Origin of the sequence: Vibrio tapetis subsp. quintayensis (genome assembly GCF_030409945.1) — a bacterium.
Classification (GTDB): Bacteria; Pseudomonadota; Gammaproteobacteria; order Enterobacterales; family Vibrionaceae; genus Vibrio; species Vibrio quintayensis.
Genome location: NZ_JAUFQV010000026.1, coordinates 1 through 19,360, shown reverse-complemented (window position 1 = coordinate 19,360; position 19,360 = coordinate 1). Strand labels below are relative to the sequence as shown.

The following is a 19,360-nucleotide window of genomic DNA, read 5'->3' as shown; positions in this document are numbered from 1 at the left end:
TTGATAAAAAGTCGGATAATTAACAAAAGCAAAACATGATCACATTATATTTATTAACCACACTTAAATTAAGTGCAACCTATTTAACACTAAATCGCTTTTTATATTGAGAGGGAGACAACCCTTGGATGCGAGAGAAAGCATGAGTAAAAGCACTTTGACCAGAAAAACCCGTCAATTCAGCGATATGACCTAAGCTCAAATTGCCCGCTTCAATGAGTACTTTAGCTGCATCAATGCGTTTGGTGAGGACATATTGGTGAGGAGTTACCCCTGTTTGTTCTTTGAAAAGCATATGAAACTGGCTTTCACCAAGAAATACACTGCTTGCGAGTTCACTGACTGAGATCTTTCTGCTTAAGTGTAAATCGATGTACCGATCAACCCCATCTAGATCCATTCTACTTTCTCTTTGCAGCGCATGGTATGACTTCATGTGTTTCTGCAATAAGGCTAATACCATCTCATTACAGGAACGACTAAGCAGGCGATCTTCTGGCGCTTCAAGCATCTCGAGCGACAACGTCTTAATTAATTGCTGGATGGAAGAATCAAGCTGGAAGTAAATATCTTTTCTACCGAGCTCATTGAGCCTTTCATGAACCAATCGGTCCTCGGATCTTTCCGCCAACATATTCAAAACAAGAATATCGGACTTACCTACGCCACCAAACGCATGCTCCGTGGACGCTGTCACAACGCAACCTTGGCCCTGTCCAATAAAATTTCCCACGCCAGAAACATCAAATTCCGCTTGCCCATTAAGGCCTATCACAATTTGAGTGTAATCATGAGAATGGATATTCATTTCGCTAGACAAAGTCATCACTTGAGCTGGCTTAGGGTTGGAATACTCACTCGCAAAATTTAAATCGGGGCAAGTATTGGTTGGCAAAGATGAAGACGAAGTCATAGTGACACCAAGAATAATTTTGAGCCTATGTTACCTTTGCCCTTTTGTTGGAGTCAAAATCAAGTCCTCAATGATTTTATTCTTCGGAACAATGATCAAGAGCACATAAATTACGGCTTCTGCGGGTTCAATTTAAAATCAATGAAAACATCGTCATCGAATATTTACTGTAACAACATCCATTTTATAGACTCATTCAATCCAATCTTTTACTCATTTTCTAATCGGCTCAACAAAACTGAGCCTCTAAAGCTGAAATTTAAGTAAAAAGCTGTTACAAAGCAGGTATTATAGATAAAAAATAAGTTATACATTTCATATCTAGTTATGCTTTCTCACCATACAATGGCCGGAAGCCTTTGTTTAACACCTATTAAATGCAGGGAATTATGATCAAACGTCGAATCCCAGCGCTATTGCTTGCGCTAACACCTATTCTTATGTCTGCACATTCACAGGCCGAAGATATCCAACAAATTGACCCTGTAGCTGCCATTAATGAAAAAATTTCATTAAAAAACGATGACATCAAAACCGTTGAGCAAGATGCCGAGACTCAAACGACTCAATTAAACCGCTTACTTCAGAAGCGACAAAACCTGAAACAAGAAAGCAGCGAGTTTGCGACCAAAAGAAATCGCGCTAAAACGGCACTGGACAAGCAGTATAATAGGCTGACCGAAGAGCCAGATATCGACCTAACTAGCTTTCAAAAGCAATACCAAGAATCTTGGCAGTCAGTCAAAGAGAATCAAAAAGCACAACTTGAAAATGAACAGCTGATCAGTGAAAACGAAATGCAGCTTTCTTTGCTTAAACAAAAGAAAGCACGCTTGACCAGCGAACAACAGAACCTACAAGAATCTAAGATAGAAGCAAGAGTTAAGCGCCTATCTACTGAGTTACGCGAAGGTTCTGTATTAGAAACTCACTATCAAACCACCTGTTCAACAACCATGACTTTAGGTGAGTGTGCTAATCAAGGTAAATACTTAACGAAGCAAAAAGCCGTTAAAACATTCAAAAACAAGTTACTTGCCAATTTAACTGAATCGAATTTAGTTAAACAAAACCTGCAAGGTGTTCAGCTCAACATTCATGTGCAAGAAAGCCAATTTATCAAAAGTGGCTTTTCAGGTAACAATGGTTACTACACTGAAATGCAGGCGCAACTTCAAGCTAAGCCTGAAGCTGTTGCCTCATGTAAACTGCTTAATGTTGAAGCTCGCTACTGTTTGACCAACAGCAGTGCTAAAGGCAAAACGGTAAAAAAAGACGACAAACAGTGGGCTAACGTCACTGTACGTTCTGACCAATATAACGATGATGTCACCATCAACGGCGTTAAATACGGCAGCACACCCGTCGAGATTGTCCTACCGACAGGTCGCCACCAAGTGACCGTCGCTAAAGATGGCTACGAAACTTACAACCGAGCGATTACCGTCAACGGTAGTGACACGGTTTGGGTAAAACTTCGTCCTCAAAAAGACGGTTAACTCAATAAACCACCTAGAATTCCGGTCAATTTCTGGTCGGAATTCACAAAGATCACCTTTAAACGCCATTTTGTTGCTCAGTCGAGATACTAAGACTGCACACAAAATGGCGTTTTAGTATAAACTGGACAAATTAACTTCATTATCAAGATAGTAGTACTTCAATGCGACATGGTTTACCTGCACTTTTGTTGACGCTTTTTCCTGCTTTAATGAGCACTTCGGCATTTGCAGATGCTGGAAACATTGGCGGTATTGAACAAGCAATTTCAAACAAACAATCTGAAATTTCGATGGCCAATGATCAGGCTCGAGATACTCAATTAAATATTCGCCAATTCGAACAAGACCTTTCTAAATTGGAGTCACTGTCTAAAACACTGGACGGTAAACGGCTATCAAGTAAGAAAGCGCTCGATCGCGAATACGCTTTGATGCTTGATAAGCCTGATCTTGATATCACGGCAACCCAGCAGGCATACCAAGATGCCTGGGCGCTGGTCAAACAAAATCAACATTCTCGCCTAGAAAAAGAACAACAACTGCAAGAAGTATTAGCTGAACTAGCGGCCGAAAAAGCACAGTCCAGCAAACTACATGCTGAACTCAATCAGTTAAATCAAGACCACTTACGTTCACGTGCCGAGCGCCTACAGAGCGAATTAAGCGTACAAAATGAGCGTACGGTTCAATTTACTAATGTGTGTGACCAAAGCATGACGTTGGCTCAGTGTAACGATCAAACGTCTAACTTAGCGCTGCAAAAAGCCGTTAATCAATTTCAAGCTGAGTTAGTGAGTAATACCACTGAGACGGCAATCATCAAACAAAACATGGCCAATGCCTCATTTAATATCCATGTATTGAATCACAAAACAAAAGACTCTGGTTTCTACGACGGAAAAAGATACAAATCCGTGTTACAGGTAGCGCTAGAAGCACGACCGGCCAAAAACCTTGCGTGTAAGCTACTTGATATCGACTCAGGCTATTGTTTTGAGCAAAGCGATGTTAAAGAGCAACAAACACCGCAGAAAGAAGTGCGTTGGGTTAACCTCACGATTCGCTCCAATCAACACCAAGATAAAGTGAAAATTGATGGCGTCAATTATGGCACCACTCCGGTAGAAATAATGCTACCTGCAGGTGTTCATATGGTGACGGTTGAGAAAGAGGGATACCGCTCATTCCACCAAGAATTAACCGTTCGCTCTGATCATACCTTAAGGGCAAACCTGCGCGAGAAACAAAACCTACCCACCGCAGGTAAGGCGTTTGCCGATCAACTAAAAACAGGCACTAAAGCCCCAAAAATGATCGTCGTGACGGATGGCCAATATTTGATTGGCGAAAACGGATCACAGCAATTTAACCTTGATCATGCTTTCGCAATCGCGGCAACACCGATTACCGTTGATCAGTTCTCTACTTTCGTGAACCAAACCAACTATCAATCAGATGCTGAACTGAAAAAGATCTGCACCACCATTGATAATGCCAAAGTAATGCCAGTGAAAGGCAGTTACTGGCGAAACCCGGGGTTCAAGCAGCAAAGCAATTCTCCGGCGGTTTGCTTAAGCCAAAACGATGCAAAAGCCTATGTAAAATGGCTTTCAGGCCAAACAGGGCATCAATACCGCTTACCGACCGAAGCTGAGTGGGAAGTCGCTGCACGAGCTGGCAGTAAATCCGCTTATTGGTGGGGTAACAGCATGGGAACAGGGCAAGCAAACACAGGTTGGAGTGGAACAACTTGGTCGAACAACAGCACCTCCCCTGTTGACTCATTTTCTCCGAACCAATATGGCCTGTATGATATGGTCGGAAACGTATGGGAATGGACGGCATCTAAGCAGGGTACGGTTAAAGGCGGCGCGTGGAGTTTTGCTCCAGCTAAAGCAGCAGCTCACGAAAGCTTAGCGGTTTCTTCAAACACCACAGCGAACTATATCGGCTTTCGCGTAATCCGAGATCTTAGCAACTAATCTCTGTGCGATCTCTATTAGAAACCCAGCAATAAAAAGCGTCACAATAAAAAACCTCGCATTCAAAAAATGCGAGGTTTTTCCATTCTTACACTATTGAAACCATCACGACGTATGGCGCACAACTAAAACTCTGCCATCAGTATAGTAGTCCCGCTCACTGCTCAACGTACTCGGCTCTGTTAGTGCTAACATCGACGGCTGCCACTCACTGTCTAGGCTCTTAATTTGATTCGCCAGCGCATCTCTCATCTCATCTACATTAGGGTCAATACGGTGAAGTATGGTGACGATCCCAGCGTAGGCCGTCAGTTTAAAGCCATCATCATAGCTGATTGCCCCCACCCATTTGGGTTGCTTGGTTGCCGGATCTACGCCTGAATACCACCAGCGAATATGACTACGCTTATCAAGCGTACCCGGCAGTTGATACGCCATATTTTGCGGTTGCCCTTGCCAATACAAATCCGACACTGGCGGTGTATTTTTTCGCAACAACGCGAGGTAATCGAGCATTTCAATATCGTGACGAGAAAAGGTGCGATTTTCAATCCACCCTAATTGTTGCATGAGAGCATTTGGGTTGTTTCCAATATACACCACGTTCACCGCTTGGCTTTTAAAGTAACCAGAACGACCAGGACGAGCCTCAAAGTCGATCAAGGTGGTTTTGGTCACCGAATTTTGTTCCGGGGAAACATTAGCAATATCATCGCTAAACCAAAAAAAGTGGCTGTAGTTTATTGCAAGGATGCTAATCAACAGGACAAGCGCCGACTTGACCCACAATCGTGACCACTTGCGCTTAATGCCAATATAAGTAAACCCGAGCGACACCAACAGAGCCAGCAGCAGATATTGATGCTCGATAAAAAACTGTTGCGCTGCTGTCAACCAAGGCACGTTATCGATGCCATAAGAAAGCAGATACCCCCAGACAACGAACTGCCCAACACCTAAAACCAAACCTAAAAACGAGTACAGGCTAAATCGGCGCCACGGGATCTGTTCTACCCCCGCAATAAAAGGCACCACCCAAGCAACAGGGCCAAGTAAACGTGCAAACACCAAAACCATACGGCCTCTGTTTTTCATCAGCAGTTTGCACTTCGCTACACTTCTACGTGTTTTTGGTTGCCAACGCACCAGCTTTGTTTGTAGCCAACGACCATGACGACGACCAATAGCATAGCTGGCTTGATCACCTAGCCATCCCCCCAGCAAGACAGCAATCACGCCATATACCACTCCCTGATGAAGTTGGTAACCCGCAGCAATAAGAAAAGGTTCGCCGGGTACAAATAGGTTAGGGCCAATCAGCGCATCTAAGAATGCGCCGAAAAATAGGCCAAGTTGCGTCAACATCCTGTCTTCCTAACGGTTATTTCTGTTCTGCATAATGGCCAAAACGATAATTCATTTCGTTATTACGCATTTCTCCAAGAAAGAAACGACGCACATTAGCTTTTAGATAAGTGAAACCCATTTTGAAAAAACCATCTTGGTCGAGTCTTCTTGGATCAAATTCGAATGACAACGTCAGCATGCGGTAGCGCCATGTCTGACTGGCACGCTTTACATAGTCACAGTCTTCACACAACTTGATTTCTTCATCGAATCCACCGATTTCTTGGTGTAATCTCTTAGTGGAGAAAATACACGCGCCCACAGCCGTTGGGAAAAAGAACTGAGTGACAAATAAGCCCGCATTAAACGCACCGTAACCCAGCTTTTGTGCAACGGGCAGCTGCTTCGCTCCCATGTACACGCCAGCCACTTCAAGCTTACTGTCATCAAGCTTGGTTAAGGCGCGAACGAGAAAATCAGGAGAAAGCCTAACATCAGCATCAAGAAACAAAATTCTTTCGTGCTTTGCCAATGAAGCACCAGTATTACGCCCTAAACTAACGCCTTGTTGATCCATTTTGTGAATGGTTAATTCCGGCAAGGATTCACGATAGCCTTCGGCCACTTCACAAGTGTTATCGGTGCTATTTGAATCCACCAGCAACACTTCAAAATTTTGATGGCTTTGGTTAACTAAATCGCTGAGTAAGCGACCAATGCGTTCTTGCTCGTTAAGAGTGATGACAACAATACTAATCGGGTTCATATTCGGCTCCATTTTATTATTAAGTCGCAGTCTTTTTTCGTTACTCGCCATTGCGATACGCTGACTGCGTGAATTCTGGTGCCATCATAGAGCCAAGCAATTTAACCTAGCGTGAGTAATCTATTCAGTTTGCGTTCACTTTTAGATCGCCTTGATCATCTTTTCGTACTGAGTGTTTTTCGTCTACCGATTTTGGTTCACATGCCCATGCCGCGAATTTTCTAATTTGTGGAAGCACCGTTAAATTCAACACCAGCGCGCAGGGCCATGCCACACAAAATCCTTGGAACCAAATGGGAGGCCAATCAGCACTAAACCCCATCTTGCTGCCGGATATAATGCCTGACATGATCGACGCCATCGTTAATGACGACAGTAAACTCGTTAACCAAAATTGTTTTTTGTTCATTATTTTCACTCATTTCAATGATTGTTTTTTGATGTAAATAAGCTTATAACCATTCAATATTGAAAAAAATAGGCAGAAATAGAAGTATGAATTCCATATATGGAAATATCGACGATCTGTATTTATTTTGTGCGGTGGTCGAGCATGGGTCTTTGCTCGCCGCAGCTGAATATTTAAACTTGCCCGTTTCAACCATGTCCCGTCGACTGTCTGGATTAGAGTCGCGCCTCAACATTCGATTACTAGAAAAACAAGGCCGAGAACTGGTCGCAACACAGTTGGGTCAAAGTGCATTTGCGTCTTTAACTAGTGGTATGGAACAACTGGAGCATGCATTTTCTAATCTTCAAAGCGAAGCAAACGAAGTGCAAGGAAGCCTAAAATTAGCACTGCCTCATAATTTGTATCAAGGGTTCGCGGGAAAGGTCATTGAAGAGTTTTTGCAAAGCTATCCAAAAGTAAAGCTGGAGTTAATACTGAGCCAACAGCAAGTCACGCCAGAAACCGACCGAGATCTACTGATAACGTTTGATGTATCGCCGATGCAAGGCATGATAGCCAGACCGTTGTTTAATGCACGTCACGGTTTTTTTGCAAGCCCTACCTACCTAGCCCAACATGAAAAGATATTGAGCGCTCAAGATTTAAAACAGCATAGCTGGGTGAGTGTCGATCACATCACAACTATCCCGGTTTTTGAGGGCAATGAACTGATCGAGCAAATATCGATTAGCCCCAAGCTTATCGTCAATGACATTCTAGCGGTCATTCGCGCGACAGAAGCAGGCTTAGGTATCGCCTCTTTACCGTTTAGGCATGTGTCGCCGAGTGCCCACCTAGAACAAGTATTGCCAGAATATCACCGTAGCGAGCGCCAGGCCTATCTAGTGTACAAAGAACGAACCTACCAACCAAAAGCACTCACCTTATTAATTGACGCGCTACTCAGCGGTATTCACCAAATGCAAATACCCTACAAGGGCACAACGTAACTCGCCCGTTATCCATTAAGTGAAGGAGTTTTGAGTAAGTTATTGGTTCAACAATCATTAGAGAGGGAAATCCCCCCTTTTACCCCTTGATAAGATCCACTATTTTAGTATCAGTGGAGTTTAGATATTCAACTAAATACCTAACTCTCATGGTGTGCGCACTCAGACCCTGAAGTGCAACATACCTCTTCTACACGTCGACAAGATGTATCTTGTGTTTGCCAGCCCCCTCAGGCTGGCTTTTTTTATCCCTCTATAAACTTAATGATATTTTCGAACTTAGTGATATTTCCCATAATAGTATTGTGGTTTATTTTATGAGACTGGTATCATTGCATATCACTTAGAAGCCGTAGAGCCCTTTCATGGCGTTGGATAGCACCTTTCAATCATTGTTCGAACAACTCCCCGGTTGCTGGGGCTGCAAGGATAAAAACTCCACCTTTGTTTATGCAAACCAAGCCTATGGCAAGCTAATTGGCGTTGAGCACCACTCCCAATGCGTGGGCCGCAGTGATTATGATATGCCAAGCCCGACGACAGAATGCGCAGCCGACTTTCAGCGTCAAGACAAGCGTGTGATGTCAGAACTAAAAACTCTACGAGTATTAGACATTCACCCCTACCCTGATGGCCGCTGGCGAGCACACATTTTTACTAAAAAACCGTGGCTGAATTCGGAAGGAGAAGTACAAGGCACCATTTTTTACGGTCAAGAATTAGAAAACACCGCAATACTAGAAGTTGGCCACTGGATATGCAGGGCAACAGGGCTCAGCCAATCTCACCACGTCTTTGGCTCTAATTTGACTCACGCCCCCGCCAAACTGAACCAACGAGAATCCCAAGTATTGTTTTTGCTACTTTATGGAAAGAAACCGCAATTTATCGCGAATGCGATGGGTATTTCAGTCAAAACCGTCGAGGGTCATGTCGCAAGGCTGAGGACTAAATTTAATGCCAATAGCAAAAACGAACTGATCGAACTGGCACTTGATGCAGGGTATGGTTCAAGGATCCCTGAAAGTCTGCTTAAAACTCAGATATCCGTGGTACTGACGGCCATAGATTAATGAATAGCAATAGGCGAACAACAGCGCTCATCTGCACTTGCGAGGTTCCGAGCACAAAAATGCACTCATAATAGAGTGCATTTTTACATCATCTGAGCGCTTCTATATCAACATGCGCCTTTTTTATGGAGCAAGACGATCGATGTCCCAGCTTCCGTCTTTGCCACTGTATAAAAAGCGATCATGCAAGCGGTGCTCACCACCTTGCCAAAACTCAATGCTGGTCGGCTTAATTCTAAAGCCACCCCAGAACTTAGGTACTGGGATTTCACCTTGTTCAAACTGCTCTTTCAGCTCCATGTACTTGCTTATTAGCATGCTACGGGCAGAAATTCGGCTGCTTTGCTTACTCGCAATGGCTGCAATTTGGCTCTCTTTTGGCCTAGAACTAAAGTACTTCATGTTCTCAAGCGCGGTCAGCTTTTGGGCAACACCCGTAATATGAACTTGGCGCTCTAGCGGGTGCCATGGGAAGTGCAAACTGATATTCGCATTATGTTCCAGCTGTTGTGCCTTACGACTGCCAAGATTGGTGTAAAAAACAAACCCGTCTTTATCGACATTTTTAAGCAAAACAATACGCTGGAATGGCATGCCATTTTGATCAACCGTTGCTACGGTCATCGCGGTTGGATCCGTTAATTTTGCCTCTACGGCCTGCTCTAGCCACAAATTAAACTGGTCGATGGGATCGGCTTTTAAATCATCTCGGCGAAGACCACTTTTAAGGTACTCGCGACGAATATCTGTAAGTTCCATTTATGCTCCTTTTTATCTACGCCAATTTTGCGCCTAAGCTAATACGAACTCAAGCGATAAATCCCACTATGATTTAGAAAGCCAATTGCATTTAATTGTCTTCAATTTCGACTAAATCTCATATCTATAGCCTATAATTACAGGATTAACTTAACATCTTGTTAAACAAATAATAAACTGAAAGCAATGAACACATTTTGATGGTGTAAGACACGCATCAAATATAAGGGATTACGCATGGACAAAAAGAGCTTGAATAAGCTGGATAAACACGAGCTCGAATACGTTGATGATAAGACAGCGGCATTACTACTCAACACACCTAGTAGCGCGCGTATCTTGTTGTGGACCATGTTGCTGTTTTTTGCTTTGGCCATCGCTTGGGCCAGTTGGGCTCAGATCGATAAAGTCACGGTAGGACAGGGCAAAGTCATTCCCTCATCTCAGTTACAGATCGTACAAAACCTGGAAGGCGGATTAGTTAAGAAGATCCTTGTCTCTGAAGGGCAACATGTTGAAAAAGATCAACAACTACTGCTCATCGATGACACACGATTTCGTTCTGACTTCCGTGAGCGCGAACAGCAAGTGATCAACTTGACTGCTAATGTCTTACAACTGACCGCTTCGATTTCTAGTGTTCGAGTCGATGAATCGCTAAAAGATGCCAACTGGCGTGACAGCGTCACCCTTGATCGCAACAAATTGGTCTTCCCTACTCAGTTAGAAGAAAGTGCACCTACCTTAGTAAGTCGACAAATGGCCGAATACCGTAGCGACATTAATAATCTTCGCAACCAATTGTCCGTTCTCGATCAACAAGTAAAACAAAAACAACAAGACCTCATTGAAATCACCGCCCGCGTACAAAACTTAAAACGCAGCTATGATTTCGCCAACAAAGAATTGGAAATCACGCGTCCGCTTGCTGATGAAGGCGTTGTACCTAAAATTGAACTGTTGAAACTGCAACGACAAGTGAACGACACTCGCCGTGAGCTAACCTCTTCTCAGCTTAAACTGCCTACACTTCAATCATCTATCGATGAAGCAAAGCTTGGCCGTATTGATATCGCATTAAAATTTCGCTCGGAGCAACAAGAAAAGTTAAACGCAGCGCAAGACAAGCTTTCTGCCCTCACCCAATCGACGGTAGGCCTTGAAGACCGTGTAAACCGAACCATTGTTTTGTCACCGGTAACAGGCACCATCAAGAAGCTCTATATCAATACCGTTGGTGGTGTTATCCAACCAGGAATGGACTTGGTGGAAATTGTTCCGACCGAAGACTCCTTGTTGGTAGAAGCCAAAATTGCGCCACAAGACATCGCATTCTTATACCCTGGGCTCCCAGCGCTCGTTAAATTCAGTGCTTATGACTTTACTCGATATGGCGGCCTTGACGGTAAGCTAGAACACATCAGTGCCGATACGATTCAAGACGAAGAGGGAAACAGTTTTTACCTTGTTCGTATACGCACCACAGAGGAGCGCTTTGGTCATTCCGATAAACTGCCAATCATTCCGGGTATGACCGCGTCCGTTGATATTATTACCGGCAAACGCACGATTTTAGATTATATGCTCAAACCGATCACAAAAGCTCGACAAACGGCGCTGCGAGAATAACTCGTGAGTTTTAGCCTAAGCATGACCTTACCTCTAATGAGCCCTTCTTCATGAAGTCGTGGCTTGCGCTGATCTTCCTGTTCTTAGTGAGCAGTGCTTCGTTTGCACTCAATAAGCAGGAAGAAAAGTGGGTGTCAGCGGTACTAAACACCTATGGAGAACGTGCTGCTAAAAGGGTAACAGCATGGCGAGGGGTTTTAGAACAATACAATGGGTTACCCGAAACCGACCAGCTAGAGGCCGTTAACCAGTTTTTTAACCAAATGTACTTTACCAACGACATTGACCTTTGGGGTAAGAAAGATTACTGGGCGACACCACTAGAGTTTCTCGGCGCCGCCGCAGGGGATTGCGAAGACTTTACGATTGCTAAGTACTTTTCGTTACTCGAGCTTGGCGTGTCTGATAAAAAGCTTCGCCTGATTTATGTTAAGGCCATTGAATTAAACCAATTTCACATGGTGTTGGCTTATTACGCCAAACCCAGCTCACAACCACTGATTTTAGACAATTTAATATTCGACATTAAGCCCGCGTCTCGGCGCCCAGATTTACTACCGATCTACAGTTTTAACGGTAAAAATCTGTGGCTCATGAAAGAAAAAGGCAGCGGCAAACTCGCAGGGAAGTCATCACGCTTGAGCTTATGGAACGACTTACGCTCTCGTGAACAAAACCTAAAACTGAATACACCGATTATCAATTATGATGAGTAAGTAACATGACACTATATAAACAGCTCGTCGCGTGGATGTTGGCAGTCTTTTTACTGCTAATTAGTTCTGTCTTTGTGATTGAATTTAACACCACCCGAAACTTCTTAGAGCAGCAGCAGCGCTCCGAAGTCAACAACACCATTAACACCGTGGGGCTCGCATTGGCGCCCTATCTCGAATCGCAGGATCAAGTGGCGGTCGAGTCGGTGATTAATGCCTTGTTTGACGGCAGTTCTTACTCGGCGGTTAGGTTGACATTTCTAAGTGACGACAACGAAATTGTTCGGACTTACCCCATCAAACGTCAAGACGTTCCCGAGTGGTTCTCTAACCTTGGGCTATTTCGAACCATTCATGACCGACGCGTTGTGACTAGCGGTTGGTTACAACTGGCCGAAGTCGAAATTATTAGCCACCCAGGTGATGCCTATTTCCAACTGTGGAAAGCGCTCACAGGGCTATTAACCGCCTTCATCGGTATCTTCCTTATTGGTGCCTCAATCATTGCTCTTGTGGTTAAAAGTGCGCTTAAACCACTGACTTTGATCATTAAAAAGATGGACGAAGTGGCGAACAATCAATTTGGATCACCACTAGCCAAGCCAAAAACGCGAGATCTCATCGCGGTGGTCAACGGCATTAACAGCATGTCGGCACAAGTCGAACAGAGCTTTAAAGCTCAGGCTAAAGAAGCGGAACAATTACGCAAACGTGCGTACATGGATCCGGTGTCACAACTCGGAAACCGTTCGTTCTTCATAGGCCAGCTCAACACTTGGTTAAACGAATCGGCTATTGGTGGTGTTGCCATCTTACAAGCCACCTTTATCAAAGAAACTTATGACGAAGAAGGCTATGAAGTGGGCGACGCTTTAGTTAAAGAATTAGCCGACCACCTCAGAGTAACCACTTCTTCACCGGATGTGACGATCGCTCGTATCAATACAGCGGAGTTTGGTTTTATTCTGCCGAATTTAGATGAAAGTGAGCTGCACATGCTGGCAGAAAGCATCATGAATTACACGCAAGATGTTCGTCCAGACCCAACAGGGACCGCGCCAGCTCATGCTTACCTTGGCGTGGTTTACAACGAAAATAGAAAGAACACCACCGAGATTTTATCGCTAGTAGATAACGCCCTATCGACGGCACATGCCCACCCAGATAAAGCCTACAGCATGGTAACCGATCAACAGAACCACGTATTACTGGGTAAACAGCAATGGCGTGGGTTGGTTGAAGAGGCCATTCTTAATAATTGGGTTGAATTCAAATTCCAAAAAGCCATGTATTTGGATGGCAAGCCATACCACAAAGAAGTGTTTTCATCGATTGAAAAAGAAGGTGAACGTTACACGGCTAACCAATACCTGTTTGCATTAGAGCAACTCAATGCCGGTCATATTTTTGATCAGTACGTCATTAGCACCATGATTGAAAAACTTGAGTCGGGAGAAGTCACTCACAACCTAGCGATTAACTTAACCATTAGCAGTATTACTGAACCAAGCTTTATTCGTTGGTTAAATCACACCTTAACGAAGCATCGTCAGGTTGTGGGTAAACTGCATTTCGAAATCCCAGAGTCTTGCTTCATCAACCACCAGCACCATACGGCTTTAGTGTGTCATGCCATTAGAAGTGCTGGCGCGGAATTTGGCGTTGATAACTACGGCCGCCATTTCCACTCACTAGAATACATTAATGAATTTAGACCGGCTTACGTGAAGTTAGATTACCTTTACACGCACAGCCTAGATGACGAGAAACAGCAATATACTCTGACGTCTATTTCTCGTACGGCGCATAACTTAGGCATCATGACTATTGCCTCTCGTGTGGAAACTCAAGCCCAGCTCGACTTCTTGTCTGAGCACTTCATTGAAGCTTTCCAAGGCTTCATTGTTGATAACAACTAGAAAGGTCTGACTGGATGCAAGATCCACTATTAAATGCGCTGGTATACGTTAGCCGTTACTACGGGCTCTCGAATTCCCCTGAAGCGCTTATCAGCGGTTTACCGTTAGCGGATGGCAAACTCACGCCATTTTTATTCCCGAGAGCCGCAGAACGAGCCGGGTTAGTTGCCCGTGAAAACCGATCCAGCTTTGAAACAATCCCAGAGGTTGTACTTCCTGCCATTCTGATGCTGAGAGGAGGCGATGCCTGCGTTCTCGTAAGCATAAACAAAGAAACCAAGGAAGCGGAAGTCATCACCAGCGATTCGCACATGATGCCTATCTCTCTGCCACTGAGTGAACTAGCCGAACAATACATTGGCCGATATTTCTTAGTTAAAAAACAATTCCGCTATGATGAACGTTCTCCGGAAGTCCTAAAAACACGCGATGGCCACTGGTTTTGGAGTACCCTCTTTGAATCCAAAAGCATTTATCGCGATGTGTTTTTTGCATCAATATTGATCAATATTTTTGCCATTGCCGCCCCAATGTTTACTCGTTTGGTGTATGACAAAGTCGTCCCTAACCTCGCATTTGAGTCTTTATGGGTTCTGTCGTCAGGGATATTAGTGGTCTTTGTGTTTGATTTTATTCTCAAACTACTTCGAAGTTACTTTATCGATGTGGCGGGGAAAAAGTCTGACATTCTGATTTCATCCAAACTGTTTGCCAAAGTCATGGGCATTCGTATGGAGTCGAAACCACCATCAGTCGGCGCATTTGCTCGCCATCTACAAGAATTCGAATCTATCCGAGAGTTCTTTACCTCAGCAACCGTGTCTTCATTGATTGACTTGCCGTTTGCCCTGTTATTCCTAGTGGTTATTTGGCTAGTCGGAGGGCCTATTGTGTTAGTCCCTATCATTGGGATCCTCTTGTTGATTATTCACGCCTTTGTTATTCAAGGGCCATTGCGTAAAAGCATTGAAGAAGGCTCTCGTCTTTCTTCGCAAAAATACGCTAATTTGATCGAAAGCTTAGCGGGCCTTGAAACAGTGAAAGCATTTGGTGCACAAAGCCAATTCCAGTTCAAGTGGGAAGAAGCCGTTGCACACATGTCTAACTGGAACATCAAAACTCGACGCATTACAGACTCTATTCAAAATTCCGCGGGCTTTGTTCAGCAGGCATCGAATATCGGTATGATCATTGTGGGCGTGTATTTGATAGCGGAAGGCGAACTCAGCATGGGTGGACTTATCGCATCGACCATGTTGAGCGGCCGCGCAGTTGGCCCACTGGTTCAGCTTTCATTGCTTTCAACTCGCTACAATCAAGCGAAATCCGCAATGACTATCATTGAACAAGTGATGGAAATGCCAGACGAACAAGAAGAAGGTAAGCGTTATATTCACCGCCCTATTGTACAAGGGAAAATCGAATTAGATCGCGTGACCTTTAACTACCCTGAGGCAGAAATCCCCTCAGTACGTGATGTGAGTTTAACCATTAACCCCGGGGAAAAAGTCGCGATTATTGGCCGTATCGGTTCAGGTAAAACCACCATTGAGCGCTTGATCATGGGCCTATACCAACCCACGCAGGGCAACGTGCGAATAGACGATACCGACATCGCTCAACTCCATCATGTGGATGTGCGCCGCAACATAGGTTGCGTCCCTCAAGACGTTACGCTGTTCTTTGGTTCAATCCGAGACAACATTACGTTAGGTCAGACTCTGGTGGATGACCGCGAAGTACTGGATGCCGCCAACCGAGCTGGCGTTACCGTCTTTACTCAACAAGATCCAGCTGGCCTAGAAAGACAAGTCGGTGAAGGCGGCCTGATGCTCTCAGGAGGCCAGAGACAAGCCGTTGCTATCGCTAGAGCATTTGTTGGCAGACCCCCTATTATGCTGCTCGATGAGCCAACCAGTTCGATGGATAACCGCTCAGAGATGCACATTAAACACCAACTGCATGCCATGAAGAAAAGCGAAACACTTATCTTGATCACCCATAAAACATCAATGCTAGATATCGTCGATAGGGTCATTGTAATGGAAAAAGGTGTGATTATTGCAGATGGGCCAAAAGAAGAAGTGCTTAACGATTTGAAGCGAGGCAAAGTTCGCGCGGTAAACTAACCCACTTATCTTTTGAAGCGCGTTATCCAATTAAAGGCGTGATGATTATAGCGATCATCACGCCTTTTCTGTTTTGATCCTGCTGTGACCATCCCCTCCACTTCACATGTGCAAACAAACAGACATGTAAGAATACACAGTCATTCGATGTTAGAGTGCAAAGCGCTTTCTTTCACGATTAACTCACTTGGTAATTTGCTGATAATACCCTGTTTTACATCATCAAATGTGCTAATGTGCATATAAAATTTAAACCGGATAGATGGCGATCGATTGGAGCTTAAACAGGCTCTTAGCGGTTTAAAGACTGTTAAGCGATTTAAGAGTATTACGAAAGTTGGCAATAATAGGAAAGATAATGAAGAAAAAAGTACAGTGTTCAGGGGTATTGAAAACCTTGTCGTTGGATAGCTTATCCTTTTTTGAAAAAAGGATAGTTAACAATATATCAAAATCATGGTTTGTTACTTTTTGTAAGACAACAAAATTTAAAGGTAGTGATTACTCCTTTGTTTTTGGGAGAGCTACTGATGGAATTGCAGAACAATTCCATTTTTCACGTGAGGTTCTGTTTTTACTCACACCATCACAACATTTCTTGACTAGAAGCTTAGATTTTGTCGATAAATTGATGTCTGATTATCAAAATAGATTGGATAAGTTATGTGTAGTCATTATAAGCCGAGATAATCAGCTAGAACAAAAAGTCGCCAACGTGCTCCTACAAGATAAAGAGTCAAGAATCATAGTTCCCTTCACTTATGATGAACTGGGCGGGGAAAATACATGTCAACTTCAAATTGAAAGGTTGAAGAGCTCTTTTTATGAACGCGATTTATTTGCCTATGAAACGCCACTCAAAACAGACACATATTTCTTTGGCAGACAAAGTGTAATTCAAAGTATCTATGGTAAATACCAAACGGGTCAATGTGCTTCTTTATTTGGTTTGCGTCGAATAGGTAAGACATCTGTATTGTACGCTGTACTAAGAATGATGCGCATGAGAGATGAACCGGGAGTTTATATTGATTGTTCAGAGCCATCACTCCATATTAGACGCTGGAATGAAACATTACACTTTATTATTGGTGAGTTGAATAAAAGTTTATTTGGAGAAGACAGTTTACCCCTTAACAATGAATCTGATTACACTGAGCGTGATGCTTCAATAAAATTTGAGGAAGATCTTCAGAAAATATATGAAGCAAGCGGTGAGCAAAGAATTCTAATTATGCTTGATGAAATTGAAAACATAACTTTCAACATTTCACCATCACAGCATTGGAAAGATAGTTTGGATTTCATTTTCTTTTGGCAAGTTCTTCGTTCAATTTTCCAGAAAAGGCCAGAATTGTTATCTTTTGTTATATCTGGAGTTAATCCTAAAGCTATTGAAACTCCAACTGTAATGTCATATGACAACCCCATATATCGCTTTATAACTCCAATATATTTGCCTTTCTTCAATCAAGACGAAGTAAAAGAGATGGTTGAAACTATTGGCTCATATATGGGCATGAGTTTCGATAACGAGGTCTTTACGTACCTAACAGATGACTTTGGAGGACACCCATTCTTAATAAGACAAGTTTGTAGTAAGTTATTTAAGGATAAAGGTGGTTCTAAACAACTAATTATTACTAAATTCAATTATGAAGGCAAGCGAGATGTTTTAAACAAAAGTGTTACTGACTACCTTGATCTCATAGTTTCGGTTTTAAGAGAGCGTTACCCGGAAGAGTATGAATTAATAGAATATTTAGCTGCGGGAGATTATGCTACATTTAATGATTTCTACCGATTATCAGAAAAGTTAGTTGAGCATTTAGTTGGTTATGGTTTGGTTGTGAATTCTGATGATCACTTCCACTTTACAATCAAGTCAATTGAAGGCTATATAAATGATGTTTCTAATGTAAAGAAAGCACCTAAAAATAATCAAGAAAAATGGACTAGAGTTTGCTCTCTAAGGAATGAACTAGAATCGAATTTGCGAACTTTAGTTAAGAGAAACTTGAAGTATAAATATGGTGTTGACGAAGCTAAAAAAATGTTTGTAGCCATTATATCACCACCTAGTAGGCAGAAGCAGTTAGAAGCTATGTCTTACAATGATATTTTCACGTCTCATCTATATTTTCAGGATATTAGCAAAGTAATCGAGAAAAATTGGCAGGACTTCGGTTCTATATTTAAAGGAGACAAAGGGCGATTCAAACAATATATGGAGTTTATTAACTCTCATAGAGCTGATGCTCATGCAAATTCGATATCTTCAGAAGATATTGCAATATTGGAAATCGCAGTTGATTGGTTAGCTAATAGAATTGTGGACTACTTAGACTAAATCGCTTAACAAGACAATCAAGGTGATGCATTTTACTCGGCATTTTTGGTTTGAAGTTCGGTGTGCTTGGTTAGTTCAGAGTTGGCACACCTTATTGTAGGCGTTATGCAGCAGAGAGTGTAATCAAGATACTAACCTCTGTGGGGCTTGAAATATCAAGAGTCATACACATATCAGTTAAGTGGTTTTTATTAAAGGTTTTAAGCATGGATTTCTTAGTAAGTGGATGGCAGTGGCTGGTAGCTCAATTCGATAGCATTGGTGCAGGGATAATTACAACAGTTTTGATCGCGCTATTTCTCATGGTGGGCAAAGCACTTTATAAATTCATTAATCGATTAATGCCTTTAACACTAACTGAATACAAATTGTTGAATGGAGTACGTACGATTATTCCACCAACAGAAATCTCTGTCACAACGTACAACAAAGTTGTGGCTGGCACGTACTCTCCCGATGAATCAGATACATCCGAGTGCCTCAAAGCGATTGCGAAATTAAAGCAAAAAGGAGCAATCAAGAATGGCAACAATGGAAACAACTCAATAATAGAAGAGTCGTACATTATGACAAAGTACGGACGTAAACGTCTCAAGCGCTACGAGATCGCTATGAATGCGAAGCAAGTATTGAAGCCTGAGAATCTTAAACAAGTTTGGAACAGTGCAAAAGACGAATCAAGTCGTAAGTAACTGCATAACAAAGCGTTTAATACAGATTCCCAACGCATGGCATTTTTCATTCCATCGTTGGGTTTTGTGTTTACGGTGGTATGGTTAGGTTTCGTGGTAGCGTTGCTCACTACTTAACGCGGCCTTGATATGACCCCCACTGTCAATTGAAACGTAGAAGTTTATGCTCCCATATTTCCAGA

Annotated in this window: 15 protein-coding genes; 10 read left to right on the top strand and 5 right to left on the bottom strand. The window is 43.0% G+C overall.

All coding sequences use genetic code 11. The features are described from left to right. Positions 1–79 precede the first annotated feature (79 nt). On the bottom strand, positions 80–913 hold the full coding sequence (locus QWZ04_RS10725; RefSeq protein ID WP_435433604.1) for a helix-turn-helix domain-containing protein: 834 nt from the start codon (positions 911–913) through the stop codon (positions 80–82). A 389-nt stretch (positions 914–1,302) separates the two neighbouring features. Here QWZ04_RS10725 and QWZ04_RS10720 point away from each other — a divergent pair, with 389 nt between their 5' ends. Both QWZ04_RS10720 and QWZ04_RS10715 read left to right on the top strand, forming a co-directional pair. Continuing rightward, entirely contained in the window at positions 1,303–2,412 is a 1,110-nt protein-coding gene (locus QWZ04_RS10720; protein WP_290327805.1) for a PEGA domain-containing protein, read from the top strand. 164 nt (positions 2,413–2,576) lie between these two features. Further along, complete coding sequence (locus tag QWZ04_RS10715) at positions 2,577–4,397, top strand: SUMF1/EgtB/PvdO family nonheme iron enzyme (protein WP_290327804.1); 1,821 nt, start codon at positions 2,577–2,579, stop codon at positions 4,395–4,397. A 105-nt stretch (positions 4,398–4,502) separates the two neighbouring features. On the opposite strand, the gene QWZ04_RS10710 is transcribed toward QWZ04_RS10715, so the two are convergent. The 3 genes from QWZ04_RS10710 to QWZ04_RS10700 form a co-directional block, all read right to left on the bottom strand. Next, positions 4,503–5,762 carry an LssY C-terminal domain-containing protein gene (locus tag QWZ04_RS10710; RefSeq protein WP_290327801.1) on the bottom strand — a complete coding sequence of 420 codons (1,260 nt, stop codon included), beginning with the start codon at positions 5,760–5,762 and terminating at the stop codon, positions 4,503–4,505. 16 nt (positions 5,763–5,778) lie between these two features. Then, entirely contained in the window at positions 5,779–6,510 is a 732-nt protein-coding gene (locus QWZ04_RS10705) for a glycosyltransferase family 2 protein (protein ID WP_290327799.1), read from the bottom strand. 124 nt (positions 6,511–6,634) lie between these two features. After that, the gene (locus QWZ04_RS10700; RefSeq protein ID WP_290327797.1) at positions 6,635–6,919 is read right to left on the bottom strand and encodes a DUF2798 domain-containing protein; all 285 of its coding nucleotides are present in this window, start codon (positions 6,917–6,919) and stop codon (positions 6,635–6,637) included. Positions 6,920–7,005: 86 nt separating this feature from the next. Between QWZ04_RS10700 and QWZ04_RS10695 the strand changes: the two genes are divergently transcribed. Both QWZ04_RS10695 and QWZ04_RS10690 read left to right on the top strand, forming a co-directional pair. Continuing rightward, positions 7,006–7,911 carry a LysR family transcriptional regulator gene (locus QWZ04_RS10695; RefSeq protein WP_290327795.1) on the top strand — a complete coding sequence of 302 codons (906 nt, stop codon included), beginning with the start codon at positions 7,006–7,008 and terminating at the stop codon, positions 7,909–7,911. Between the two features lie 365 nt (positions 7,912–8,276). Then, positions 8,277–8,984 (top strand): helix-turn-helix transcriptional regulator, encoded by a 708-nt coding sequence (locus tag QWZ04_RS10690; protein WP_290327793.1) that lies wholly within the window; start codon positions 8,277–8,279, stop codon positions 8,982–8,984. Positions 8,985–9,107: 123 nt separating this feature from the next. Here the strand turns inward: QWZ04_RS10690 and pdxH are convergent, their stop codons facing one another. Then, positions 9,108–9,743, bottom strand: a complete 636-nt coding sequence (gene pdxH, locus QWZ04_RS10685) for a pyridoxamine 5'-phosphate oxidase (RefSeq protein ID WP_290327790.1) — start codon at positions 9,741–9,743, stop codon at positions 9,108–9,110. Positions 9,744–9,980: 237 nt separating this feature from the next. Here pdxH and QWZ04_RS10680 point away from each other — a divergent pair, with 237 nt between their 5' ends. The 6 genes from QWZ04_RS10680 (at position 9,981) to QWZ04_RS10655 (ending at position 19,178) form a co-directional block, all read left to right on the top strand. Next, a complete protein-coding gene (locus QWZ04_RS10680; protein ID WP_290327788.1) occupies positions 9,981–11,372 on the top strand; it encodes an HlyD family type I secretion periplasmic adaptor subunit in 1,392 nt (463 codons plus the stop codon). A gap of 50 nt (positions 11,373–11,422) precedes the next feature. Then, positions 11,423–12,088 (top strand): transglutaminase-like cysteine peptidase, encoded by a 666-nt coding sequence (locus tag QWZ04_RS10675; protein WP_290327786.1) that lies wholly within the window; start codon positions 11,423–11,425, stop codon positions 12,086–12,088. 5 nt (positions 12,089–12,093) lie between these two features. Then, positions 12,094–14,007 (top strand): bifunctional diguanylate cyclase/phosphodiesterase, encoded by a 1,914-nt coding sequence (locus tag QWZ04_RS10670; protein ID WP_290327784.1) that lies wholly within the window; start codon positions 12,094–12,096, stop codon positions 14,005–14,007. Between the two features lie 14 nt (positions 14,008–14,021). Further along, a complete protein-coding gene (locus QWZ04_RS10665; protein WP_290327782.1) occupies positions 14,022–16,136 on the top strand; it encodes a type I secretion system permease/ATPase in 2,115 nt (704 codons plus the stop codon). 358 nt (positions 16,137–16,494) lie between these two features. Beyond that, complete coding sequence (locus QWZ04_RS10660) at positions 16,495–18,486, top strand: AAA-like domain-containing protein (RefSeq protein ID WP_290327779.1); 1,992 nt, start codon at positions 16,495–16,497, stop codon at positions 18,484–18,486. A gap of 206 nt (positions 18,487–18,692) precedes the next feature. After that, positions 18,693–19,178, top strand: a complete 486-nt coding sequence (locus QWZ04_RS10655; protein WP_290327777.1) for a hypothetical protein — start codon at positions 18,693–18,695, stop codon at positions 19,176–19,178. Positions 19,179–19,360: the final 182 nt, after the last annotated feature.

Excerpts from the sequence above, each read along its gene's own strand:
- QWZ04_RS10725 (WP_435433604.1), bottom strand. The coding sequence starts at position 913 with ATGACTTCGTCTTCATCTTTGCCAACCAATACTTGCCCCGATTTAAAT.
- QWZ04_RS10720 (WP_290327805.1), top strand. The coding sequence starts at position 1,303 with ATGATCAAACGTCGAATCCCAGCGCTATTGCTTGCGCTAACACCTATT.
- QWZ04_RS10715 (WP_290327804.1), top strand. The coding sequence starts at position 2,577 with ATGCGACATGGTTTACCTGCACTTTTGTTGACGCTTTTTCCTGCTTTA.
- QWZ04_RS10710 (WP_290327801.1), bottom strand. The coding sequence starts at position 5,762 with ATGTTGACGCAACTTGGCCTATTTTTCGGCGCATTCTTAGATGCGCTG.
- QWZ04_RS10705 (WP_290327799.1), bottom strand. The coding sequence starts at position 6,510 with ATGAACCCGATTAGTATTGTTGTCATCACTCTTAACGAGCAAGAACGC.
- QWZ04_RS10700 (WP_290327797.1), bottom strand. The coding sequence starts at position 6,919 with ATGAACAAAAAACAATTTTGGTTAACGAGTTTACTGTCGTCATTAACG.
- QWZ04_RS10695 (WP_290327795.1), top strand. The coding sequence starts at position 7,006 with ATGAATTCCATATATGGAAATATCGACGATCTGTATTTATTTTGTGCG.
- QWZ04_RS10690 (WP_290327793.1), top strand. The coding sequence starts at position 8,277 with ATGGCGTTGGATAGCACCTTTCAATCATTGTTCGAACAACTCCCCGGT.
- pdxH (WP_290327790.1), bottom strand. The coding sequence starts at position 9,743 with ATGGAACTTACAGATATTCGTCGCGAGTACCTTAAAAGTGGTCTTCGC.
- QWZ04_RS10680 (WP_290327788.1), top strand. The coding sequence starts at position 9,981 with ATGGACAAAAAGAGCTTGAATAAGCTGGATAAACACGAGCTCGAATAC.
- QWZ04_RS10675 (WP_290327786.1), top strand. The coding sequence starts at position 11,423 with ATGAAGTCGTGGCTTGCGCTGATCTTCCTGTTCTTAGTGAGCAGTGCT.
- QWZ04_RS10670 (WP_290327784.1), top strand. The coding sequence starts at position 12,094 with ATGACACTATATAAACAGCTCGTCGCGTGGATGTTGGCAGTCTTTTTA.
- QWZ04_RS10665 (WP_290327782.1), top strand. The coding sequence starts at position 14,022 with ATGCAAGATCCACTATTAAATGCGCTGGTATACGTTAGCCGTTACTAC.
- QWZ04_RS10660 (WP_290327779.1), top strand. The coding sequence starts at position 16,495 with ATGAAGAAAAAAGTACAGTGTTCAGGGGTATTGAAAACCTTGTCGTTG.
- QWZ04_RS10655 (WP_290327777.1), top strand. The coding sequence starts at position 18,693 with ATGGATTTCTTAGTAAGTGGATGGCAGTGGCTGGTAGCTCAATTCGAT.